At 69.9% G+C, this 23,326-nt stretch carries 20 protein-coding genes, 1 tRNA gene and 1 pseudogene; 9 read left to right on the top strand and 13 right to left on the bottom strand.

Annotated features, from left to right (window positions below):
• Both ND748_RS03355 and ND748_RS03350 read right to left on the bottom strand, forming a co-directional pair.
• A partial coding sequence (locus ND748_RS03355; RefSeq protein WP_251743925.1) for a glycoside hydrolase family 15 protein occupies positions 1-1,368 on the bottom strand: 1,368 nt, incomplete at its 3' end.
• Between the two features lie 56 nt (positions 1,369-1,424).
• Positions 1,425-3,218, bottom strand: a complete 1,794-nt coding sequence (locus tag ND748_RS03350; RefSeq protein WP_251743924.1) for a thiamine pyrophosphate-requiring protein — start codon at positions 3,216-3,218, stop codon at positions 1,425-1,427.
• Between the two features lie 328 nt (positions 3,219-3,546).
• Between ND748_RS03350 and ND748_RS03345 the strand changes: the two genes are divergently transcribed.
• Complete coding sequence (locus tag ND748_RS03345) at positions 3,547-4,239, top strand: HAD family hydrolase (protein ID WP_251743923.1); 693 nt, start codon at positions 3,547-3,549, stop codon at positions 4,237-4,239.
• Positions 4,240-4,301: 62 nt separating this feature from the next.
• On the opposite strand, the gene ND748_RS03340 is transcribed toward ND748_RS03345, so the two are convergent.
• Together ND748_RS03340 and ND748_RS03335 are read right to left on the bottom strand one after the other, a co-directional pair.
• The gene (locus ND748_RS03340; RefSeq protein ID WP_251743922.1) at positions 4,302-4,763 is read right to left on the bottom strand and encodes a ChaB family protein; all 462 of its coding nucleotides are present in this window, start codon (positions 4,761-4,763) and stop codon (positions 4,302-4,304) included.
• Between the two features lie 61 nt (positions 4,764-4,824).
• Entirely contained in the window at positions 4,825-5,073 is a 249-nt protein-coding gene (locus tag ND748_RS03335; protein ID WP_251743921.1) for a hypothetical protein, read from the bottom strand.
• A gap of 310 nt (positions 5,074-5,383) precedes the next feature.
• Between ND748_RS03335 and ND748_RS03330 the strand changes: the two genes are divergently transcribed.
• Positions 5,384-5,635: a hypothetical protein gene (locus ND748_RS03330; protein WP_251743920.1), complete on the top strand. Its 252-nt coding sequence runs from the start codon at positions 5,384-5,386 to the stop codon at positions 5,633-5,635.
• A gap of 691 nt (positions 5,636-6,326) precedes the next feature.
• Here the strand turns inward: ND748_RS03330 and ND748_RS03325 are convergent.
• Both ND748_RS03325 and ND748_RS03320 read right to left on the bottom strand, forming a co-directional pair.
• Positions 6,327-7,196, bottom strand: coding sequence for a hypothetical protein (locus tag ND748_RS03325; RefSeq protein ID WP_251743919.1), 870 nt, complete (start codon positions 7,194-7,196; stop codon positions 6,327-6,329).
• 82 nt (positions 7,197-7,278) lie between these two features.
• Positions 7,279-8,016 (bottom strand): RNA polymerase sigma factor, encoded by a 738-nt coding sequence (locus ND748_RS03320; RefSeq protein WP_285901540.1) that lies wholly within the window; start codon positions 8,014-8,016, stop codon positions 7,279-7,281.
• Positions 8,017-8,187: 171 nt separating this feature from the next.
• Here ND748_RS03320 and ND748_RS34910 point away from each other — a divergent pair, with 171 nt between their 5' ends.
• The 3 genes from ND748_RS34910 (at position 8,188) to ND748_RS03310 (ending at position 11,051) form a co-directional block, all read left to right on the top strand.
• The gene (locus ND748_RS34910) at positions 8,188-8,478 is read left to right on the top strand and encodes a hypothetical protein (RefSeq protein WP_374215831.1); all 291 of its coding nucleotides are present in this window, start codon (positions 8,188-8,190) and stop codon (positions 8,476-8,478) included.
• 384 nt (positions 8,479-8,862) lie between these two features.
• Positions 8,863-10,074: a multicopper oxidase family protein gene (locus tag ND748_RS03315; protein ID WP_251743917.1), complete on the top strand. Its 1,212-nt coding sequence runs from the start codon at positions 8,863-8,865 to the stop codon at positions 10,072-10,074.
• A 128-nt stretch (positions 10,075-10,202) separates the two neighbouring features.
• Entirely contained in the window at positions 10,203-11,051 is an 849-nt protein-coding gene (locus ND748_RS03310) for an LLM class flavin-dependent oxidoreductase (protein WP_251743916.1), read from the top strand.
• Positions 11,052-11,335: 284 nt separating this feature from the next.
• Here the strand turns inward: ND748_RS03310 and ND748_RS03305 are convergent, their stop codons facing one another.
• Positions 11,336-12,196, bottom strand: coding sequence for an SAM-dependent methyltransferase (locus ND748_RS03305; protein WP_251743915.1), 861 nt, complete (start codon positions 12,194-12,196; stop codon positions 11,336-11,338).
• Between the two features lie 649 nt (positions 12,197-12,845).
• Here ND748_RS03305 and ND748_RS03300 point away from each other — a divergent pair.
• The 3 genes and pseudogenes from ND748_RS03300 (at position 12,846) to ND748_RS03290 (ending at position 15,589) form a co-directional block, all read left to right on the top strand.
• Complete coding sequence (locus tag ND748_RS03300) at positions 12,846-14,171, top strand: PP2C family protein-serine/threonine phosphatase (RefSeq protein ID WP_374215830.1); 1,326 nt, start codon at positions 12,846-12,848, stop codon at positions 14,169-14,171.
• Positions 14,172-14,388: 217 nt separating this feature from the next.
• Positions 14,389-15,304, top strand: a pseudogene (locus ND748_RS03295) (integrase core domain-containing protein); the annotation flags it as partial.
• A 212-nt stretch (positions 15,305-15,516) separates the two neighbouring features.
• Positions 15,517-15,589, top strand: a tRNA-Thr gene (locus tag ND748_RS03290).
• A gap of 200 nt (positions 15,590-15,789) precedes the next feature.
• On the opposite strand, the gene ND748_RS03285 is transcribed toward ND748_RS03290, so the two are convergent.
• From ND748_RS03285 to ND748_RS03265, 5 genes are all read right to left on the bottom strand, one after another.
• Positions 15,790-15,969, bottom strand: a complete 180-nt coding sequence (locus ND748_RS03285; protein ID WP_251743912.1) for a hypothetical protein — start codon at positions 15,967-15,969, stop codon at positions 15,790-15,792.
• A 103-nt stretch (positions 15,970-16,072) separates the two neighbouring features.
• Positions 16,073-16,435 carry a VOC family protein gene (locus tag ND748_RS03280; protein ID WP_251743911.1) on the bottom strand — a complete coding sequence of 121 codons (363 nt, stop codon included), beginning with the start codon at positions 16,433-16,435 and terminating at the stop codon, positions 16,073-16,075.
• Positions 16,436-16,494: 59 nt separating this feature from the next.
• The gene (locus tag ND748_RS03275; RefSeq protein WP_251743910.1) at positions 16,495-17,364 is read right to left on the bottom strand and encodes a hypothetical protein; all 870 of its coding nucleotides are present in this window, start codon (positions 17,362-17,364) and stop codon (positions 16,495-16,497) included.
• Positions 17,361-18,851 (bottom strand): MBL fold metallo-hydrolase, encoded by a 1,491-nt coding sequence (locus ND748_RS03270; RefSeq protein WP_251743909.1) that lies wholly within the window; start codon positions 18,849-18,851, stop codon positions 17,361-17,363. Before ND748_RS03270 ends, ND748_RS03275 begins: the two co-directional genes overlap by 4 nt.
• 72 nt (positions 18,852-18,923) lie before the next feature.
• Entirely contained in the window at positions 18,924-19,070 is a 147-nt protein-coding gene (locus ND748_RS03265; protein WP_251743908.1) for a hypothetical protein, read from the bottom strand.
• A gap of 538 nt (positions 19,071-19,608) precedes the next feature.
• On the opposite strand from ND748_RS03265, the gene ND748_RS03260 reads away from it, so the two are divergent.
• Positions 19,609-20,637 carry a hypothetical protein gene (locus tag ND748_RS03260; protein ID WP_251743907.1) on the top strand — a complete coding sequence of 343 codons (1,029 nt, stop codon included), beginning with the start codon at positions 19,609-19,611 and terminating at the stop codon, positions 20,635-20,637.
• Positions 20,638-21,475: 838 nt separating this feature from the next.
• On the opposite strand, the gene ND748_RS03255 is transcribed toward ND748_RS03260, so the two are convergent.
• Positions 21,476-22,990 (bottom strand): pentapeptide repeat-containing protein, encoded by a 1,515-nt coding sequence (locus ND748_RS03255; protein ID WP_251743906.1) that lies wholly within the window; start codon positions 22,988-22,990, stop codon positions 21,476-21,478.
• Between the last annotated feature and the right edge of the window lie 336 nt (positions 22,991-23,326).

Here is a 23,326-nt window from a genome sequence, read left to right as displayed (position 1 = left end):
GGCCCAGCGTTCGGAGTCGATCTCCCAGATGCCGGCGTCCGGTTCGCCGCCGCGGCGCCGGATCGCGTCGACGGCGGCCTCCGCGGCCCGCCAGCTCTCGGCGTCGAGCCGGCCGTGCCGGGCGGCGACCGCGAACAGGTCGAGGGCCTCCCCGAAGGCGTCGAGCTGGAACTGGTCGTTGGCCCGGTTGCCCGCCCGGTCGGCCCCGCCGGGATAACCGGCGAGGTGCGACAGGGTCCGTTCGTCGGGCACCGGGCCGCCGCGGACCGTGTAGGCGGGCCTCATCGCGGGGCCGTCGGCGAGCAGCCGCTGGGCGACGAAGCCGACGGAGGTGTCGAGCAGCCGGAACTGGCCGTGGGCGGCGACCGCCCGGCCGGCGTAGCACTGGTCGCGGATCCAGGCGTAGCGGTAGTCGTAGTTGCGCCCGGCGCGGGCCCGCTCCGGCAGGCTCATCGTGGCGGCGGCGGCCATCCCGCCGGCACCGCTGGTCAGGCCGGTCAGCACCGCGAGCGCCTGCCCGGCGTCGCGGACGGCCAGAACCCCCGAGTCGGGCGGGCCGACGGCGTCGTGCCAGCCGGTCTCCGTCGCCCGCCAGCGACCGTCCACCCCGCCGGCCGCCTCGCCGCCCGAGAGCCGATCGCCGGGCCGGTCCGAGGGCCGGTCCGAGGAGCGGTCCGAGGGGTGGTCGAGGGGGCGGTCGGAGATCTCCAGGAGAAGGTCGTGCTGCTCGCCGGCGGCCAGCTTCAGCGTCAGGACGAGCGGCCCGGCACCGGCGCGGGTCGCTTGTACGGCACCTGACCAGCGCCACCGCAGCGCCCCCGATCGGCCGGTCCAGACCGCGCCCGCCCGGCCGGCCCCCTCGCCGCCGAAGCTGAGCCCGTCCATGTCCGCCAGGCCGTAGCCGGCACGGACATCGAGGACGACGCGGATCTGCGCGGAGCCGGACAGGACCCGGATCCGGCGCAGGATCACGGCCGTGTGCGGGTCGGCGGGCAGGGCGAGCGCGTCGCGGCACTCCACTATCCCGTCGGTGGTGACCCAACGGCCGTTCCAGATCAGCGACCGGTCGTCGTAGTAGCCGCCCCAGGAGTAGCGGCCGACCGGCGTCACCGCGTAGCTGCCGCCGCCGCCGATCAGCGCGGCGAACACGGCGTCGGAGTCCCAGCTCGGCGCGCACATCCAGGCCAGGTCACCGTCCGGGCCGACGATCGCGCCGCGCTCGCCGTCGCCGAGGAAGGCATAGTCGCGGAGCACGTGCGGAGGGAACCCCCCGGTCGCGACGTCCATGCCGCTCGGGTCGGCGGCACTCGGGTCGGCGGCGCTCGGGTCGGCGGCGTCCGGGTCGGCGGCGTCCGGGTCAGTCGACACGCCAGCGCTCCGCGGTCGCGGCGATCGTCAGGCCGTGGTCCGGTGCGTCGCCCATCTCAGCGCTCCCTGGAACCGGGCCGCAGCTGCGCCACCTTGTCCTTCACGCCCTGGCGGACGAAACCCCAGGCGTTCTCGTCGCCGTGCAGAACGGCCTTGGCGGTGCCGATCGCCTGCTCGACGGTGGCGTGCGGGGGGATCGGGGGAACGTCGGGGTCGCAGCGGATGTCGAGGACCGCCGGCCGGTCGGCGGCCAGCGCCTCGTCCCAGGCCGGCCCGATCGCCTCCGGGGTGGCCAGCGACACCCCGAGCAGGCCCAGCGACCGGGCGAAGGCCGCGTAGTCGACGTCGGGCAGGTTCTGCGACTCGGCGAACTTCGGCGAGCCCTCCATCGCCCGCATCTCCCAGGTGACCTGGTTGAGGTCGTTGTTGTGCAGCACCGCGACGATCAGCCGGCGATCCGTCCACTGCTCGTAGTACTTCGCGACTGTGATCAGCTCGGCGAGCCCGTTCATCTGCATCGCGCCGTCGCCGACCAGAGCGATCGCCGGCCGGTCCGGGTGAGCCCACTTCGCACCGATCACGTAGGGGACGCCCGGACCCATCGTCGCCAGCGTGCCCGACAGCGACCCCCGCATGCCGGCACGGAACCGCAGGTGGCGGGCATACCAGTTGGCGGCGCTACCCGAATCGGCGGCGACGATCGCGTTGTCGGGCAGCCGGGACGACAGCTCGTGGAAGATCCGCATCGGGTTGACCGGATCGGCGTCGGTCAGTGCCTGGCGCTCACACGCCGCCCACCACTCGGCGGTGTTCTTCTCGATCGTCTCCCGCCAGCCGCGGTCCGGCTTGCGGCGGATCAGCGGGAGCAGCGCCCGCAGCGTGCTACGCGCGTCGCCGACCAGGTTCAGCTCGTACGGGTAGCGCATGCCGATCCAGGCGGCCGAACGGTCGATCTGGATGCCCCGGGCCTGGTCGAACTCGGGCAGGAACTGGGAGTACGGAAAGTTCGAACCGACTGTGAGCAGTGTGTCGCAGCCCCGCATCATCTTGTCCGACGCGGTGGTGCCCAGCAGGCCGATCGATCCCGTCACCCAGGGCAGGTCGTCGGGCAGGACGTCCTTGCCGAGCAGCGCCTTCGCCGCCCCCGCCCCGAGCAGGTCGGTCAGCTCCGTCAGCTCCTCGACGCAGCCCCGAGCGCCCTGGCCGACCAGCAGCGCGACCTTCTCCCCCGCGTTGAGGATCTCCGCCGCCCGCCGCAGGCCGCCGGCATCCGGGACGACGGTTGCCGGGGTCACCCCCAGGCTGGACGGGACCTGCTTGAACGCGTGCTCGGGCGGCTCGTAGGACAGGTCGAACACATCCGACGGGAAGATGATCGCCGTCGGGGCGCGCTGGTCCTGCGCGATCCGGATCGCCCGGTCGAGCAGGTTCGGGAGCTGGTTGGGGACCGTGCACATCTGCACGTAGTCGCTGCACACGTCCTTGTAGAGGCTCAGCAGGTCGACCTCCTGCTGGTAGGAGCCGCCCAGCGCCGACCGCTCGGTCTGCCCGACCAACGCCACCACCGGCACATGGTCGAGCTTCGCGTCATAGAGCCCGTTAAGCAGATGAATCGCGCCCGGACCACTCGTCGCCGCGCACACCCCCACCCGACCGCTGAACTTGGCGAAGCCGACGGCCTCGAACGCCGACATCTCCTCGTGCCGGGACTGCACGAACTGCGGGTCGTTGCCGGCCCGTCCCCACGCCGCCAGCAGGCCGTTGATCCCATCGCCGGGATACCCGAACACCTGCCGGACGTCCCATTCCCGCAGGCGTGCCAGCACCACATCCGCAACAGTCCGAGCCATCTCCGGCGGCTTCCTCTCCGAGCGGTAGGAGTATTGAAACTTTCCGAGCGGTGGGAATATCGAAATTCGGGCTGTGGGAAGGGCCTGGCGTGGCCAGCAGACCCACTCGTCCGCCGGGGTCGCGGTACCCCTCGACGGGCCGCTCAACACCCCGTCCAGGCCGAATCTCGCGACCTGCGACCAAGTCCGCTGGGCCCGCGTGGACTCGGGCCTCCGTCCTGGTTGTCGGGCCGACCCCGGCCGACGGCCCCAAACCGGGCGAGGCCGCCTCGACGAGGGCGCGCCGACGACCCGGGTAGTCCGGCCGGGCCGGGGGTAGGGGCGGACGGTGACCGAGTCCGCTCCCGCCGTCCTGTTCGACCTCGACGGCACCCTGGTCGACACCAACTACGCCCACGTGCTGGCCTGGTTCCGGGCATTCCGCCAGGAGGGACACCCGGTCACCATGGTCGCCGTCCACCGCCACGTCGGGATGGGTTCCGACCGGCTGCTCGACGCGCTGGCGCCGCGCCGCGACCGCCGCCGTGACGACATCCTGACCGCCGCCCACACCGAGCACTACGCCGGCTTCCTCGGCCTCGTCCAGCCGCTGCCCGGTGCCCGGGAGCTGGTACGGGAGGTGGCGCGGCGCGGCGGGCAGGTCGTGCTGGCCACCTCGGCGCCGGCCGACGAGCTGCGGGCGCTGCGCCAGGCCCTCGACGTCGACGACTGCCTGAGCGCGGTGACCTCCTCGGCCGACGCCGAGACGTCGAAGCCGGCGCCCGACATCGTCCAGGTCGCGCTGGAACGGTCCGGCGTCGCGGCGGCGGACGCCGTGATGGTCGGCGACACCCGCTGGGACGTCCTCGCAGCGACCCGAGCCGGGATACCGTGCGTGACGGTCCTGTCCGGCGGCATCGGCCGCGACGAGCTGCGCGACGCCGGCGCGGTCGCCGTCTACACCGGACCGGACGACCTGCTGGCCCACCTCGACGACTCGCCGGTCGGCCGGCTCCTCACCCGAGCCGGCGTCCCGGGATGAGGGGGCCGGTGGCGGCGGGGTGGATCCTCACTCCAAACCGTCCAGAGAATGCTTTTCCCCGATCAGCTCGTAGCCGTTCGCGTACTCGTGGAGGTCGATGAAGCGGCGTTGGCGGTGGCCCGACGGTTGGCCTTCATGATCGCGTCGACGAGTTCCGCCTTCTTCATCGTCGAGCGGCCCGGCACGTCGAGTTCGCGGGCGACCTGCCTCAGATGGCTCACGGAGGCGTTCGCGTCGACCCCCTCGGCGGTCCGACCGCCGCGCCGGGCGGCCGCGCCACTCCGGGCCGCCTGCTGGTCCGACGGGCCCGGTTGTGCCTTCGGCTCCCAGTGGTCACCGATCTTCTCATGGGTGTACTTGAGCGAGGAGAACGCGGCTCGGTGCGCCCGTTCGCCCTCGCCATACGACTCGACCGCGGAGTCGTGGGTCTTCTTCCAGGTTCGTACCGCCTTGTCGTCCGAGCGCGCCACGGTGGACGGCACATCGGACCGCGCCTGCTCGGCTTCCCTTCTCTTACTCGTCACTGTCACTCCCCTGATTGGTCCGGCCCCTGATTGGTCCGGGCACCACGTCGGTCTGCCCCGGTCAGTTGTCGCGTTCCTTGATCTCGTTGGCGAAGCTACTGTTCGCGGACAGTCCCTCGAAGGGTGGATTCGCGGCGTCCTCCGTCGCGAGCAGACCGGGTTCGCCCCCGAACCTGAGGGGAGAAACCGGATCGCTGGCGTCGGCGCCGGCCATCGCCGCCGCCCCGCCTTCCGACGGCCTGCGGGGGAAGACCTCGCCTGAGCGCCCCGCGTCCCGTCCGTCGGTCGATCCGCCCGACGACGTGACCACCCGGCCGCGCGTTCGCGTCAGTCGCCCGCCGGCGAATCCCGCCCCGAGTGCCGCCACCACGACAAGCACTACTCGGCCACGACTCGTCCCACAGTTCTGGTCGCACGATTCCGGCGGCCGCGCTGAACTCACTGTCCGTCTCCCTACCTGGCTGGTGAAAATCTGCGGTCCTCGCGCCCATCCCGAAGGGCATCGCCTGGCACGGTTCCCCGTGGCGGGCGCCGAAACCCGCCCCGGCCCGATTCGGCCGACTCCGCTGCGGCAAGGACCCGGTCGACGGTCAGGGCGAGCAGCCCGGGGTCGGGCTCGGGTGATCGTGATCACCGAGGACGCCGGGCTGACCGGCGCGCTCGCCCGCCACAGCGACGCCGCGTTCGCCGCGGGGGCGACGTTCGCCCTCGCCACCGCGTTCCAGGCCTACCTCAGCGGCCCCGCCCCGACCCTGGCGCCGGCCGTCCCGGTCACCCTCCTCTGGGGCGACGCCGGGCTGGTCACGGCCCCGGGGAACAGTGAAACAAGAAGTCCCGGTACCGGCTTTCACGCGGAGCAGGTCAGACGCTGACGCCTGCCGTGGCAGCCCGCAGGTAACAGCGTGTCCGGGTGCTCATCGCCGAAGAGCCGGGCGGAGTCGGCGACTACCCGCGCCCTGATCTCGGTGTCGACAAAACCGCAGGTCAGGTGGGATAGCTTTGGAGCCGGCGAGGGGACTTGAACCCCTAACCGCCCGATTACAAGACGCACGCAGACGTGCCGCGCCATGTCGGAACGTGCCGGGCGATGACCCGTTCTCCCAGGTCACGGCGTTTTCGGTGCCGTAGCGTGCCCGCGGGTGCCGCGCCGTGCCGGAACATCTGCACCCACAATGAGCCCACCCCCAACGCCACGCCGGAGATCATGGCTTGACTGTGGCCTGATTGGAGAGGGGCGGTCCTTCCAAGGGGCGTCAGGTCGGCGGGTGCTCGACGTTCCTCGGAGGGCGTCAAAGGCTGTGGGCGTCCGGCCGCAGGGGATCATGTGCACCCTGTGTGACTGGAATGCGGATCGTCGGCTGACCCGCAGCCGGCGAACTCGGGCTTGCCGCGGCGGGAGGCCCGCCGCCGGGGAGTCATGTCCACGGCGGCGGGCCGGCTGCGGTGCCTGGCTGTCTGGCTGTCTGGCAGGCTGGCAGGCTGGCAGGTGCCTACCGGTCGCGGTGTGGGCTCCGGGGGTCAGCGGCTCGATGGCCAGGCTCCGGGGGTCAGCGGTCCTGAGGGTCAGCGGCGAGGCGTCGGCGCTGCGCTGACCCCGAGGCCGAGGCCGTTCGGTCTGGCGCTGGCGCTGACACCGGCTCCTGGCACGGTGGCGCCGAGACCCACGCCGCTTTGCCCCGCCTGCGCGCCCACCCCGGTGCCCGCTCCGACGCGAGCGCCGGCCCCGACGCTACCCGGCCCCGCGGTCGCGCCCACCGCCGCGTTCGGCCCCACTGCGGCGCCGGCCCCGACACCGCCCGGGTCGAGACGAGTATCGGCCTGCGCGCCCGGTGCGACCGTGGCATCGACCTGAGCCTGTAGTGCCCGCACGCAGAAGGGGCCTGCCTTGTCGCGACCGCCGGCGGCGGTGACCAGGGCAGTCATACCCGGGGAGTCAAGAGCCGTGCTGACGCCGCTCGCCGCGGCCGCCGTGTAGGTGTGGCACAGCGCGAGCAGCGACGCCGAGACTGCGGCGCCGGGGCTCGCCACGGCGACCACCGGGGTGGTCACCGTGGCGGACGGCGTACTCGTCGCCGACACGGTGCGGCCGCCTCCACCGGTGAGCGGGAGTACTCCGGTGCTGGCGGCCACGGCAGCGCCGCTGAGGACGGTGGCTCCGACCGCCGCGGCGGCGATCTTCGTGGTCAGGGCGTTCGCGAGCATCAACTTCAACATCGATTTTCTCCGCGGCTGGGGGACGTGAACGAGACGCGCCTCCCGGAAGGCGGCCACCGCCGCCTCCTCACCGTCGAGCTCCCCGTCGCGGGCCGGAGCGGACGCGGCGGCGAGCAGATCGGCAAGGGGATCCGTACCGATCCCGGCGTTGACCGGGTCGACGCGAAGCAGCCGCTCCGCGTCGACCCGACCGTCCGGACGAGGTCGGTGTGTGCTCATCTCACGTCCTTCAGCGTCGAAGTCCTCGCCGGTGTTACACCCGGCCGAAACCCGTGGTCATCGCTGCACGCCGATATCCCGATCATGTTCGTCTGCTCCTGGCCGACCGGTCTTGCTGATCCCCTCGCTCACCGGGGTGTTCGACCGCACCGAGCTGTTCGGCGAGCCTGCGCAACCCCCGATGCGCCGCGGTACGCACCGCACCGGCCCGCTTGCCCAGGACCCGTCCCGCGGTCTTCGCCTCCAACCCCATCACCACCCGCAGCAGCACCGCCTCGGCCTGGTCCAACGGCAGGCCCGTGATCAGACGCAGGGCCGCCTCAGTGGACATCGCCTCCAACGCTTCGCCTGCGGTGTCGTCAGGGCCGGCCAGCTGCGCCGTCACCAGCTCGACCGGGACGTCCTCCCGCTGGCGGCGACCCCGTCTGCGCAGGTGGTCGAGCGCCCGGTGACGCGCGATCGTGGCCGCCCAGCCGCGGAAACCATCGGCGTCCCCGCGGAACGTCGGCAGGTCACGAGCAATCTGCAGCCACGCCTCGGAGGCGACGTCCTCGGCGTCGTCGCCCACCAGTACCCGCAGGTATCGCAGCAGACCCGGCTGGACCGTCCGGTAGATCAGCCGGAAGGATGCCTCGTCTCCTCGCTGCGCTCCGCTGACCGCCGAGGAGAGATCCGGCTCCGTGGTGGGAGGAGGGTCGGTGTCGGGGCTGTCTCGGAACGGGGTGCTGGCGCCGCCGGAGGTACGCCTGATCGGTGTCGGCGGAGCCGGTATCACCGGTACGCCGGCGGCGGTGGGCACCGACTCCGCGGTGGCCGGCAACTGTCGCGGAATCCCACTGGTTGCGGCCCCACCACCTGCGCTCGTCTCCGCGCTCTCGCTCACCGCGCAGATGATGGGCCCCCTCTGAACGGCCAACGCAGGAGGGTGCTGTTGACAGCGCAGTGACATCCAGCCGACACGTTCGGCTTCCATCATGGCGAGGACCTGCTTTTGCTGGAGGCGGGAGCCGATCCGAACGCCCGGACGACCGGGGGCGGTGCGGCGGAGACTCCCTCGCACTGGGCTGCGAGCAGCGACGACGTCGATGTCGCGGCGGCGCTGATCGACGGGGGCGCGGACGCGGTGGTACCTGCGCTACTCGCTGTCCTACCCCTTTACGCCACCGCTCCGACTGGGGTAATCGACGATCACCCGATGTCGGAGAACTGGCCCGAGGACGACATAGATTCCTTCCAGCCCTATCACGTACGTGCCGTTCTTAAGTTTAATGCCAGGAAATGAATTGTCGATCAAGGCGATGGAATTGCGCCGCGGCAAGGTCTCTAATAACCTCACCATGTTGTTGCGACTGTCGTCATGGTATCGCCTTCATGGTAGACGGTACACGGCCCGATCGAGAGCTATCCCACCATGCGCCCTATTGCTACCAGGCTGGCTTCTGCGGTCGCCGCTGGACTCGTTGTGGCCGCTTGCTGGGGATGTGCCACGACCACGAGGAAATCCGCAGGCGATCATCATCACACGGATGTGCGGACGTCCAGGACACCGGCGACATCAATAAGCCAGATGGCACAGAGAACGCCGGACAGCCCACTTCGGGAGCCGCGGCAATGGGTGAGCCGGAACGGGCTACTGCAGGTACGACTGGTCGCAGAAGTACGCCAGGTGGAACTCGCCGGCCAACCCATCCAAGCTCTGGTCTACAACGGCGAATACATGCCGCCGACAATACGAATCCGCCCCGGTGACCGCCTGGATCTCACCTTGGTGAACAAGCTGCCGGAGAACACGAACCTGCATGTGCACGGGATGCACGTCTCCCCGCAGGGAAACTCCGACGACGTCTTCCTTCATATACATCCCGGCGAGACGTTCCACTACGTCTACCGGTTCCCGAACGACCTCGACCCCGGCACCTACTGGTATCATTCACACCTCCATGGACTCAGCGAACCCCAGGTCTTCGCCGGTATGTCCGGCGCGATCATCGTGGACGGTCTAGACCAGTACCTGCCGCATGACCTCCAGCACGTCACCGAACACCTCATCGCCCTGAAAGATTTCCAGGTCCGAAACGGCACCATTCCCACCACCAGCATCGACAGCAACGCGCCCACCACCCGAACCGTAAACGGGCAACTCGATCCAACCATCCATATCCGGCCCGGAGAAACACAAGTATGGCGGCTAGCCAATATCGGGGCCGATATCTTCTATAAAGTCCGACTACCCGGGCGCCCCTTCCATGTCCTCGCCGAGGACGCCAACCCAGTCAGCACAGTCTGGAGCGCCGACACGCTGGTGCTACCGCCGGGGAAACGCTACGACGTGCTGGTACAGGGCGGCCCGAACGGCCGAAACCCGCTACAAACCCTCGCCTACAACCAAGGCGGCGACCAGTACCCGCAGGTCGACCTTGCCACCGTCGTCTCCACCGGCCCAGCGACAACCCCGGCGACCCTGCCCACGACGTTCGCCCCGGCCGAGGACCTGACCCACGCCATGATCGACCAGCACCGGACCATCGTCTTCTCCGAGGACGACGCGTCGAACAGGTTCTTCATCAACGGCAAGCAGTTCGACGCCGATCGGGTCGACGTACGGTCCCGGCTGGGCTCGGTGGAGGAATGGACGGTGCGCAACAGCACCGGCGAACAGCACCCCTTCCACATCCACGTCAACGACTTTCAGGTCATGAGTGTCAACGGGATACCCCACCATGCCGTCAGCCCACAGGACACGGTGATCCTCCCGGCCCACGGCCAGGTGGTGATCCGGATGAGATTCACCGACTTCACCGGGAAGTTCGTGTTCCACTGCCACATCCTCAACCACGAGGACCACGGCATGATGGCAACCATCGAGGTCGTTCCGTGACACCACCACGGACCCAGCAAGCGGAGCCGGCCGGAAACCGGTCGGTGTGATTGACGCCGATGTCGTGCTCTCCATGAGAGCCCGAACCCAGGTCGGCCCCCACTTCGACCGGACCGGAGGTAGCACCCATGCACGTAGGTGTCGGCCTACCCATCAGCAACCCCCGATCACTGTTGGACTGGGCCCAGCGCGCGGACGCCGGCCCCTTCCATACCCTCGGTCTCCTCGACCGGGTCGTCTACGACAACCCGGAACCGCTGGTCACCCTCGCCGCGATCGTCGGGGCCACCACGCGGATCCGTGTCCAGACCGAGGTACTGATCGCACCCCTGCGGGAACCCATCCTGCTGGCAAAGCAGGCGGCAACCCTGGACCGTCTCGCCGACGGCCGCTTCACCCTGGGCATCGGCCTGGGCGGCTGGGATGACGACTACCGCGCGGTAGGGGCGAACATCCACCAGCGAGGCCGACGGCTCGACGAACAGATGCCGATCCTGCGGGGCATCTGGTCCGGCGAGCCCGCCGGCCAGAGCCTCGGGGCTGTCGGACCGGCGCCCACTCGCCGTGGCGGCCCGGAGGTGCTGTTCGGCGGGTTCAGCGCCGCCGCGCTCGCGCGGGTCGCCCGCTGGGGCGACGGTTTCCTCTGCGCCACCCCGCCGGCCGTCGCCGACGGCCTGCTGCGCACCGTCGAGAAGGAATGGGACCAGGCTGGCCGCACCGGCCGGCCCCGGCTGGTCGGACAGGTCAACGCCGCACTCGGACCCGACAGCGTGCTCACCGAAGGGCGCGCGGTCATTGCTCGCTACTACGGCTCCAGCGACTACACCCAGCAGGTCCTCGACGCGTGGCTCACCACCCCCCGGCAGATCCGCGACGCCCTCGAGGCCTTCGCCAGCCTCGGCGCCGACGAAACGATCGTCTACTGCTGGTCGCCCGACGCCGATCAGGTCGACCGCCTCGCCGACATCGTCACCTGATCCCCGCCGAACGGAGGTAGGCAAGCCTGACAGGCCCGGTGTCAGCAGGCCGCCAACCGTCCGCCTCCGGGCGGTCCGGACCCCTTCGGTCATCTCGGCCACGACCCTGTCGGTGATCCGGAAGATCGTGTCCTTGCTGACTTCCGCGCCGTAGACGGGCGGAGTGCGCGGCAATCTCCCCGGTCGTCAGCCCTCATGCTGTCAGGAACGGGACTATCTGGTCGATGCCGTCCAGCTGCGGTGTCGGAGGGCTGGCGGGATGACCGCCGCCGCGGCGATGGCTGCTACGGCTTGCGTCCGACGGCCCCGTAGAAGCTGACCTGGGCGTCGGTGAGGTCGTTGGGGGTGTCGTCGTCGGGACGCCAGCGGTGCACGATCTGCAGGCCGGGATCGAGCAGGTCCAGGCCGTCGAAGAAACGGGCGACGTCGGTGCGACCGCGCTGCTGCGCGGGAATGCCGCCCGCCCGGTAGGCGGCGGCGACCCTCTCCATACCTTCGTCGTAGTCGGCGGTGGCGTGGGTGAGGGTCAGATGGCTGCCCGACGGCAGCACCTGCAGGAACCGGCGCAGGATGCCGTGAGGGTCGTCGGAGTCGGGGAAAAAGTGGATCGTCGCGATGAGGGAGAGGGCCACCGGCCGGGTGAGGTCGAGGGTGGCGCGCAGCTCGGGAGCGTCGAGGATGCTCTCAGGGTTGTGGAGGTCGGCGTCGAGGTAGGCGGTACGGCCGGCCGGGGTGCTGGTGAGCAGGGCGCGGGCGTGGGTGAGCACGATCGGATCGTTGTCGGCGTAGACGACCCGGGCGTCGGAGGCGATGCCCTGGGCGGCCTCGTGCAGGTTCGGGCTGGTGGGGATGCCGGTGCCGATGTCGAGGAACTGGCGGATCCCGACCTGCGCGGCCAGATAACGGGTAGTTCGGATCATGAAAGCCCGGTTCGCCTGGGCGGCGACGCGGGCGTTCGGGAACACCGCCAGGGTCCGCTCGGCGGCTTCCCGGTCGGCCGGGAAGTGGTCCTTGCCCCCGAGGTAGTAGTCGTACATCCGGGCCGAATGCGGCTGGTCGGTTTTCAGGTCGACCGGGCTGCGCTCTTCGGCGAGGGTCTTCCACCACGTCCCGACCTGCGTGCCGTGTGGATCCGCACTCGTCACCTGCGACCAACCCCCATACGTATTGGACGATCCTCGCAAATCACCCTAGTGCAGCGCCCGGGGTGGCGGTGGCGAGCGCCTCATGCAGGCTGCGGAACCCGATCCCGCGCCGGCGGAACTCACCGACCATCGTGATGAGGTCCTGCCCTTGTCGTTTAACCTTTCCGCTGCTGGTGGGCGGTGATGGTCCGGTCCCGTTTGACGGTCTTTCCGACGTGGTGGCGGGGTGCTGGTCTGCGGTTGCGGCGGCCGGGTGGGCGGCCGGGGCCGGGTGTGGTGGGTTTCGGTGCGCTGGCGTGTGGGGTGTCAAAAGTCGTCCTGAGCCTGTGACCTGGGGCGATGCGCCGGCATGGGGCCGGCGGAGGTTGACACGCCGCGATTTGCCGCGCAGGTCACCTGCTGGTCTGCCTCAATGGCGACGACTAGACCGTCGCGCAGCCCTACCATCCGCGCCCCGCGATCCGCGTCCCGAGGATCTCCAACGCACGGAACGCGCCGGTTCGTCTGGTCGAGTCCGTCCTGTCCGGGGCCGTGCAGGCTATCGTGACCGTCAAGCGTCAAAACTCTTGACGCCCGCCACGCGGATAGCGGCAGCCCCTGCCAGGGGCGTGCCGCGCGCGGGACGTACAGGCGGGAGTGAGACACCGCGATGGACGGCGCGCTGTCTACCCGGGGAGTCCGTGCCGACGGCATGCCCGCAGCACTCGCGGACCCCCGGCGGCTCGCCGCGGTCGCGGCGACCGGGCTCCTCGACACCGATCCGGAAACCGCCTACGACGACCTGGCCGGCCTTGCCGCGACGATGACCGGCTGCGGACGGGCGTTCATCACCCTCGTCGACGCCCACCGCTCATTCTGGAAATCCGCCTTCGGTGTCGACGCCCGCACGGCGGCACCCCGGCAGAGCCCGGTGCGCAACAGCTTCTGCTACCACCTCATCGACCTGGCCGGCGAACGGTTCGTGGTCGAGGACGCCGCCCACGATCCCCGCACCCACGACCACCCCTCGATCGGCCCGATGAAGATCGGCGCCTGGGCGGGCTACCCGATCCTCGCCCCGGCCGGTGAGGTCCTCGGCAGCATGTACGTGATCGATGAGAACCCCCACTCCTGGCAGCCCGCGGAACTAGCGGCCCTCGCGACGCTGTCCCGCGCGGTCAGCAACGAAATCAACCTCCGCACCTCACTGATCACCGCTCAGGCGGCGCTGCGGGCCTCCGAAACCCTCGCCCGCAGCCTGCAGGACAGCCTGCTCCCCCCAGTCCTGCAAACCATCCCCGGACTGGAAACCGCCGCCTCCTACCTGCCCGCCACCGGCGGCGCGGACGTCGTCGGTGACTTCTACGACCTCTTCCACACCCAGGGCCCACGGTGGGGCACCGTGATCGGCGACGTCTGCGGCAAAGGTGTCGAAGCCGCCAAACTCACCGCCCTCGCCCGCTACACCCTGCGTGCCGAGGCCACCCAGCACCCCTCACCCGCCGCCGTCTGCCACCGGCTGAACAGCGCACTGCTCGACCAGCACCACGGCGAACGTTTCCTCACCGCCGCCTACAGCACCTTCCGCACCACCCCCGCCGGCATCACCGGTCAAATCTGCCTCGCGGGTCATCCACCAGCCCTGATCCGCCGCGCTGACGGCCGCATCCACCCGGTCGGCGAACCCGGCACCCTGCTCGGCGTCGTCGACGACCACGATCTCGATCTGAGCGATGTCCGGTTCCGGCTCGCCCGCGGCGACGCCCTACTCCTCTACACCGACGGCGCCACCGAAGCCCGCGCCCGCGACACCGGCCACCCCGACGACCGCCCCCTATTCGGTGAGCAGGCTCTCACCGCCGCCCTCGCCGAGTGTCATGATCTCACCGCCGCCGGCATCATCGACCACCTCGGCACCATCCTCGCCCACCACAGCGGCGACTGGGCCAGCGACGACACCGCCCTCCTCGCTCTGCGCGTCCCAGCCACCCCATAGCCCGACCGAGGATTGGCTACTTCAGGCGTCGAGTGGTGGGCCGGGTCTCCCAGCGGTACGTCGCCCGAGCCTTCTAGATCACGCAACGGACAGTGACGAACACGGCGGCCAGATACAGGTAGAAATCAACAACCATGCCTGCGGGGCTCCAGAACGCCGATTCGGACGGTGACCTGCCCGTTTGCCTGCCGGACCGGGCCAGTGTCAGGCAGGCTGGATGGTCCTCGCAGCCCTGTCCCGGCTCCTTCCCCGGGCTCGCTGGGGTTCGTTTTCCCTCACCCCGGCCACCGTGCTGCGCTGGCACCGTGCTGCGCTGGCACCGTGAGCTCCTCGCACGACAATGGACCTATCCGCGTAAGACCCCCGGACGGCCGCCGGTCCGCCGGGAGATCCGCGAGCTGGTCCTGCGCCTCGCCCGGGAGAATCCGACCTGGGGCCACCGCCGGATCCACGGCGAGCTCGTCGGGCTGGGCTACTCGGTGGGGGTCGCCACCGTCTGGCGGATCCTGCACCGCGCCGGCGTCGATCCCGCGCCCCGGCGGGCAGAGGGCTCCTGTCGGGCGTTCCTGTCCGCGCCGGCCTCCGGCCTGCTGGCCGGCGATTTCCTCACCGTCGACACCGTGTTCCTGCAGCGGATCTACGTGTTCTTCGTCGTCGAGCACGCCACCCGCCACGTTCATGTCCTCGGGGTCACGAAGCATCCGACCGCAGCCTGGGTCACCCAGCAGGCCAGGAACCTGCTGATGGACCTCGAGGAACACAGTCGCCGGTTCAGGTTCCTCATCCGTGACCGAGATGCGACGTTCACGGCCTCGTTCGACGCCGCCTTCACCGGGGCCGGCATCGACGTGGTGCGCACACCCCCGCAAGCCCCGAAGGCGAACTCGATCGCGGAACGCTGGATCGGCACGACCCGCCGCGAATGCACCGACAGACTGTTGATCGTCTCCGAACGGCACCTGACCTCGGTCCTCACCAGCTACGCCGAGCATGTCAACACCCACCGGCCCCACCGATCTCTCGACCAGCACCCACCCGACGCGGCACCACCCGTGATCATTCCAACTTTGGATTCCACCATCCGACGCACGCGCATCCTCGGTGGGCTGATCAACGAGTACCGCAACGCCGCCTGCCCACCCCCACGGACGATCATGTCAACCGTAAAAAGCCAGCTCACAGGCCGAAACCAGAATTTTGGAGCCTCACACCGTCCTGCCCTGGCCGGTCGGCGGCCCCTCGATGCCCGGACGTGTGTTCGGGCATCGAGGGATGCCTCTGTGCCGCGCCCACATCCGGCGCCTCGACCGGGGGCGGTACAGGGTCGGGTATCGTCAAGGCACCAGCCGGTGTGGCGCAATTGGTAGCGCACTCGACTTGTAATCGAGCGGTTAGGGGTTCGAGTCCCCTCACCGGCTCTGGTAGGTCGCCGTTCGATCGTGTCGATCAACCCCGGGCGGCACCACGCCGATCCGTGATGGCGGGTAGCCAAGACTCAACAGGCGACCGCCTTGTAGGCACTGGCTTCGGTGGCGGTGCCCTCGTCGCTGAGGCAGTCTGGGCGCTAGCAGTGGGCCTCGGTGACGTGGCGCATACAGCCTCATGCAGACGTTGCTTACTATCCGGCGTCCGAACGCGAGTCGGCGCCACGATGCTCGGCGATGGCGCCGAGCCCAGCCAGGAGCGCGGGCAGCCGCAGCCTGCGATCGACAGCGACGATCATGTTCGGGAGTACGTCGCTGAGCAGGTAGGCCGAGGCGTCCGTGCGGGCGGCGAGGTTCCATCTGTCGCCCTCCACACACGGCAGCCCCGCCAACAGAAGATCACGTCGACCGTCATCGAGGTGTCGACGTGGCGGACGTCGCCCTGTGGCCACTCGCCAACGCCTTGCCGCTCTCTTCTCAGGGCCCTTCCACACCGACGATCGTGCCGAACGGGTCGATGACCTGAGCGATCCGCCGGCCTTCGGATACGAGAAGCGGGCCCCGATGGTGCACGCAGCCAGCCGAAAGGAGCCGCTCGCGGGCCGCGTCCAGATCGGCGACCGACCAGTACACGACGGGTGATCCGCCGCGCGGATTGCGATCGTCGTCCGCCTGGTGGAACCCGACCTCGACACCGGCGACGTTCAACCAGGCATAGACCGAATCCTCGTCGACATCGAGATGGACCTCGGCGCCGAGCAGGCCGGCCCACCAGCGCGCGGATTTCTCCGGATCGTCGGCGAACGTCATGACGGTGGTGACAGGTCCGAACACAGCCACGCCTCTCCCGGCAACGATGATCTGAAGAGGCTACACAGCCAGCACCGCCCCCCGGGCGCTCAGTGGTCGAGCCCGTGCAGCGAAGTCAGCCCGGTCGCCTCCGCGAAGTTCGTGAAGGCTGCGATCAGGTCTCGATCGGCCCAGTTCACCCCCGCCTGGCGAAGGTGACGGACGTACCGGGCCCGGACCCACGGCCCCGGATGGGCATGCCCTGCCTGGGCGGCGAGGTAGGCGAGGGTCACCACGTCCGGCAGGCCGGTCACGTCCGGGCGGAGGGTCTCGACGTCGACCAGCGCGAGGCGCCCGTCCGGGTGACGGCGGACATGGTCGGCGGCCAGGTCGAGATTTCCCAACGGGACATGCGCCGGTCCGTGAGCGGCCGCGACGAGGAGCAGCATCCGCCGCCACGCCGACGGGTCGTCCACCCATGGCGGATCGCCGGCGAGCGCGGCGGCAGTCCGCCACCGGGCCATCGCCTCGCGGACGGTGCGATTCCATCGCGCGGATGCGGTGTGCACGCGCACCACCGCGCCGATCAGGTCGTCGAACAGATCCAGGTCGGCCAGGTCCGCCGCGTCGGGCAGGTAGCCGACGAGCAGGGTTCGGGATTCATCGCAGCTACCCCTCAGCGCCGGTACCACCTGCTCGGCGGCCAGGAGGTCGTAGGCGAGCCGTTCCCCGAGGTAAGCGGCCTCATCCGCATGCCACTTGAAGATCGCGTGCGGGGGGTGGCCGACGGCGAACGTCGCCGACCGATACCGCGCGGTCAGACAGCGCACCGGGCCGACCACGTCAGGATGGTGGAGTGCGAGCAGCGTCCTGGCCTGCTCCGTCGCGGTTGCCGGGTCCGTGCCGAGCGGTTGGGCGAGCCACCCGTCCGGCCGGGCCCGCGCCGCGCCGGCCAGCGGGCCCGCGGCGACCGCGCTCACGGCACGCTCGGTATCGGCGTCTCGTCGAGACGGGCCAGGCTCTCGGCGTAGCAGCGCGCGGCCAGGTCCGGCCGCTGATGTTCCCCGTAGACGGCAAACAGGGCATACACCGGGGAGTCGAGACGTTCGCCGACGTGCCACCCCTGGTAGGAGCCGCCGACGATGTCCCAGATCTGAATCCGTCCGGCGAACAGCGCGACAAGATCCTGGTAGTAGATCTCAATTCCGAACGGGTAGGTGGCGATGGCCTCGTCTCGGCTGGTCGTCGGGACGGCCACGAACGTCGGGCCGGTGATGTCCCAGGCGAACATCGCGACCTCGTCGGGACGGCCGGGCGGGTCGAGCAGGCGCAGTACCAGCCGCCGGCCGTCGAGCGGGCCGTTCAGATAGTCGTGCAGTCCGATCGCGAGCGCGCCGGTCCGGGTCGCGATCAGCTCCCGGGCGAGGCGCGGAAGTTCGCTGAGGACGAGCCGTTCGGCGGCCGGCCGATCCTCGGGCTGGACCGGCGGTCCGACCGGTGCCGGCTCGACCGGCCGCGGCTCGGCGACGAAGGCGTCGAGCGCACCGACCCCCCCGCGTTCGGCAGCGAGATCGACGGTGACCCAGCCGGCGGCGGTGTCCGCGACGATGGGGCCCTGGTCGGGGATGACAAGCTGGTCGCCGGGCCGGGGGCCGTGGACCCGGAACAGGTGTTGCAACGCGTTCGCATACTCGGCGAGCGCACGGTGATCGGCGTAGAGGAACGGTCCGTGCGGCGAACGGGGGCCGGTGAAGCCGTTTCCGCACAGCGCGACGTCGGCCACGCCCTCGAGTGGCTCCAGGTAGTCGATCAGAAGGGTGTGCAGGGCCTGGATGCCGGTGGTGCGGCTTCGGGGCCGGTCAAGCCCGGGAAGCAGGTTGACGTCGGCGCCGAGCGCGCCGTAGGGCACGGACTGGGTGTTGTTGGAGACGACCGCCAGACCCGGGATTGGCATCCCTCCCAGGCGGATCTGTTCCAAATACAGGTCGGAGATGTCAGCGTCGACGCCGATGAACACGTCCCGGTCACAACCGGCCCGGCGGATCACCGGCTGCACGACCCGGCTCTCCCAGAACAGGGTGCGTGCACCGGCCGGGAACAGGAACACCTCCAGATCGCCGACGGCGACCGGCGTCGTGTGGTCGTGCCGGTGCACGCTGAACCCCAGCGTGGCCAGCGCGTCGACCACCGCGGCGGGCAGGGTGTGTCCGGTGTGGATCGGCACCGACCGGTCAAGCAGCGCCAGCGACGCGAAGTGCAGATGGTCCAGATGCTCGTGGGTGAGGACGACCGCGTCCGGGGCGGGCATCGCCCGATGGTCGACGGTGCGCGGCGGCCAGATCGGGAAATCGACCGCGCCCGCGCCGAACGTGGAGGTCAGGATCGGGTCGACGAGCACGACCGCGTCACCGGACCGGACGTGCCAACTCTGATGACCGATGAACGTCAGTTCGACAGCGGAACGCATCGGGGCTCCTCTACAGGGATGGGAAGGCGGGGGCCGCACCGGCAGATCGCGGCCCCCACCCGGAGCAGTCGTCTACCGGTGGTAGGCGACCAGAGCAGTGCTGGTCACGCCGGTCCCGGCGAACGCGGCAACCCGCCGCTGGAACGCCTGGACAGCCGTCACGGTCGGCGTGATCGGCGCGGCCGGCGCCGCGGTGGCCGGCTTCGTGCTGGTACTCATGTGCACGCTCCTCGGGAACGTCACCCGGAACGGCCCACTGCCGCCCCATGGGATTGCCTCATCAGGAAAGCCCTCAATGCACCGCAGGAACAGCCCCAGACGTTTCTCGTGGTATCTCGCGTATTGCTTCGTATTCCGCGAACCGGCATCCTTGACGCGCACACCGGGCAGAAGAGGGGAAGGACAGATGCCGCGACCCCGCACCACGCCTGTACAGAACGCTGCGTTAGCGTTGCTTATCGACCAGACGGGCCATACCTACAACGCCATCGCCGCCACCATCAACCGCGTCAGCCGCGAGAACGGCTCCCAGACGCAGTGCTCGGCCGCATCGCTGGCACGCTGGCTCAACGGCTCGACCCCACTGCCGGGCATCATCCCCGCAGTGACCGAAACGTTCGCCAGACTCCTGGACAAGCCGAGCATCACCCCGGCAGACCTAGGCTGGTCCCCAGGTCATACAGCCCGCGGAACGCGACCCGACGACCCCTGGGGCGGTGACCCCGTCGCATGGGTCACCCGCCTGGGACGGACAGACATGCTCGATCGGCGCACCACAATCACCGCCGGCCTCTACTCCCTGGCCGCAGCGACCCTCCCCCCAACAACCGCAACCCGCCTCGCCCTCCAGACCCGAACTACCGCCCGGGTCGGCCCGGCCGACGTCGCCCGCATCCGAGCGATGGCACAGGTCTTCGGCGACGTCGACGACCTCTACGGCGGCGGCCACGCCCCCTCGGCAGTCGCGGCCTACCTCGTCCACGACGTCGCACCACTCCTGCACGTCGCCGCCGGCCAGATCCGCCCCGACCTCTTCGCCGCCGCCGCCGAAGTCACCTACCTCGCCGGCTGGATGGCCGCAGACGATCTACAACCCGGTCTCGCGCAGCGCTACTACATCCAGGCCGTCCGACTCGCCACCGAAGCCGACGCACCCCTGATGCGCGCCACCGCCCTACGCTCCCTGGCCTCACAAGCCGTCGAACTCGGCCACCCGTCCCGCGGACTCGCCCTCGCCGACGCCTCCGCCGACGCACTACGCGGCGGCGCACCCACCCGCACACGCGCATGGGTGACCGGGATGCGCGCCGAAGCCCTGGCCGCCACCGGCCACGACCCGCGCCGCGCGATCCGCCTGCTGACCAGCACCGAAACCGACCTCGAACACGCAGACAGCCCACCCGCCATCGAGTGGACCGGGAACTACCGGCGAGAAGGCTACGAACACCAAGCGGGCCTGACCTTGCTGAACCTCGGCGACCTACCCGGCGCGGAGACACACCTCGCCGCATCAGTCGCCACCCGGAAACCGACGGAGCGACGCACCCGCGCGCTCGTGGGAACCCGACTCGCGACGATCCAACTCCAACGGCACCGACCCGAAGCCGCCGCGGCGACACTGCTGGGCCTGGCCGAAGACCTGGCGGCGGTGAAGTCCGAGCGCCTGCGCCGCACGCTCGGCCAGATCCGCAACCGCTGGCAGACGGCTCGCACGGACCCGACGGTGGCCCGAGCGGACCGGTTGTTGTCGTCGATCCACGCCGGGACGGCCGACGTACACGTGTAGACGATCATGACCGATGCCGGCCTAGATCGTCGATTCGCATGGATGTTCCCGGCCGGGCTGGACCTGGTGGCCGTGCGCGGCGGTCCTGGCAGATCGGATCGCTCGCCGCTCGGCCCCCCTGACTACCGACCCCGCCGACGCGGCGACGGACAGGGCGGTCGAGCCGGACCAGTCCGAGGCCGATGTGTCCGAGCGCGCATCCCACCGATGGCGGCCCTGGCGCGGCCGCGGGGAGCGCATCGCTGCCGTTCTGCCGAGCTCGGCGCACAGCACCGCAGCCCCAACCGGGGAATCCACGCCCACCACAGGGCCAGGCAGCCCAACGCCCCGGCCCGGCGACCCCGAGCAGGAACCGCACGGCCACGCGCGACCGGATGCCGCGCCGGGAGCCGCCGACTTCGTACCGTCGCCCCGAGCTGAGGACGGCGACGCCCAGCCGGAAGGTGCAGCGGCAGCAACCGATGCTCCGGAGCCGGCAGGCCGTACCGATGTGCCAGTGTGGCCGGCGGACGACGTCGCACGCGCCGCGAAGGCCCGCGAAATCGCTGCGGCCCGGTTCCAGCAGGAGTGGGACCGCCATGGCCGCTCCCCGCTGAGCATCCCCGCGGCTGAGATCCTTTCCTGGGTTGTTGGTGCCGGCCTGCGTGAAGGCTGGGCATACAAGCATCGCCGTAAGGCTGCCGGCCGCTCCACAGCGATGACGGAGTGAGCGAGCGACCCCCCGGCCGCATCGGCGGCCGGGTCAGGCCGCGCAACTCGCGAACCTGTGCGGCGAGCGCGGGCGGTGCCTGCCAGGCATCCCCGTCCATCGGGAGATGCGAGGTCGTCATCGAGTCGGTTAGGACCAGGTGGCCGGTCGGTCCAGATCAAATAGAGGTCCGGTGTCTGCGTCTCCTTGGGCCTCATTCACCTGCTCTTGTGATAATCCCAGCGCACCAAACAAGTTCGCCCCGTTTAGCCGGGCCCCGTGGAGGCTCGCCCTAATCAGCTGAGTGCCGGTGAGAAGCGCGCCAGTGAGGTTCGCCCGGTCCAAGCGGGCATCGGTAAGGTCCGCCTCGTCCAGCCCGGTGCCGGTGAGGTTCGCTTTGTTAAGCTGGGCGCCGGTGAGGTTGGCTCTGTTGAGCCGGGCGCCGGTGAGGTCTGCCCCGTCCAGCCTGGCCCCAGTGACGTTGGTCCCGTGCAGCTGAGCGCCAGTGAGGTTGGCCCCGCCCAGCCCAGCGTGGGTGAGGTTCGCATTGCCCAGCTCGGCGCCGGTGAGGTCGGCCGCCCGGAGATCCGCACCAGTGAGGTTGGCCCTGAACAGCGCGGCGCTGGTGAGGTTCGCCCTGTCCATTCCCGCGTTCCTGAGATTCGCGTCACGGAGTTCGGCGTGGGTAAGGTTCGCGTCGTCCAACTGGGCGCCGACGAGGTCCGCCCCGTCCAGCTCGGCGCGGGTGAGGTCGGCTTTGCGCAGCCGGGCGCTCTTGAGGGTGGCCATACCCAGCTTGGCGCGGGTGAGGTTGGCCCCGTCCAGCTGAGCAAGGGTGAGGTTGGCCCCGTTCAACCAGGCACCGGTGAGGTCGGCCCCGTCCAGCTCGGCGCGGGTGAGGTTGGCGTCATCCAGCCGAGCGCCGGTCAGAACGGCGCCGGTGAGGTTGCCCCGGGGAACATCTTCGCGGGGGGGCAGGCCACCGAGGATACTCAGCGCGGCCTGAATATCGGTCTCTACACTTGCCGGCGAGGATGCCTCGATTTCGGGGTATTCTTTGTTGTCGCTGTCGGAATCCACCGGGATTGACAAGATGGGAGGAGTGTAACGGGGGACCTGTAGACGACGTAAGGCGCCGGGTCGGCCGGGGATGGTGTGCTCGCGGATGAACGCGCTGAGCACCTCTACTACGGTGCGGTGGTGGGTGGCGGACTCGAGGGCGATCTGCTCCAAGGCGTACAGCCCACCGAGCCGGACATCCAACGTGTCCGAACCGACCTGGCTAATCGCCGCGGTGTACCGGTCGGCCAGCTGCGCGGTCAACTCCCGCTCATGGGTAGCCCGGTCCCGCTCCCGGGCCTGTTCGTTGGCTCGCCGGGTTTCCGCGAGTATCTCCCGGTCCCGCTCCCGGGCCTGCTCGTCGCGTTCCCGGGTGAGTTCGTTGGTGCGGCGGGTCTCAGCGAGGTTGAGCATGACGCCGGTGAACGCGATGAACCCGGCCATCGCGGCGAGGATCCCGGTCCGAGTGGTCGCGACGGCCCCGCCAGGGTCCTTGGCATGCACGTAGAACACTGGCGCTTTGTTCCATAGCACCGCGAGTACTACCAGACCCCCGAACCCGAATCCCAGCAGCAGCCACCGTTGCCAGCTGTTTCCCCGAATCATGCAACCTGTTCTACGTCTCTACGCCGCTCTGCGTCGACAGTCTGACGGAAGGTAGACAATCTCCGTCCGGGCACCTCGCGAGCAGGATGAGTGCCTCGGCGGTGGCGCCGTGGGCGTCGTCAGGCGGCATCTGTGGGCCGGGCGGCGCACGGGCACCCGCGATCGTGGTGGCTGGACATGCTGTCGGTGTGTGGGTCACGCTCCCGGAGCCCCCACCGAAGTTGTCAGAGGCCGAGTGTTTACTGTCTACCTGTCCGCGGCGCAGCAGATCGACTGCGGACGGCGACAGACGTGAGGCTTGCGGGGGCTTTATGGTGACCGAGTCTGAGCACACAG

The organism is Frankia sp. AiPs1 (assembly GCF_023716945.1).
Taxonomy (GTDB): Bacteria; Actinomycetota; Actinomycetes; order Frankiales; family Frankiaceae; genus Frankia.
The sequence above is the reverse complement of the archived record's forward strand: the minus strand, read 5'-3'. Positions and strand labels throughout refer to the sequence as shown.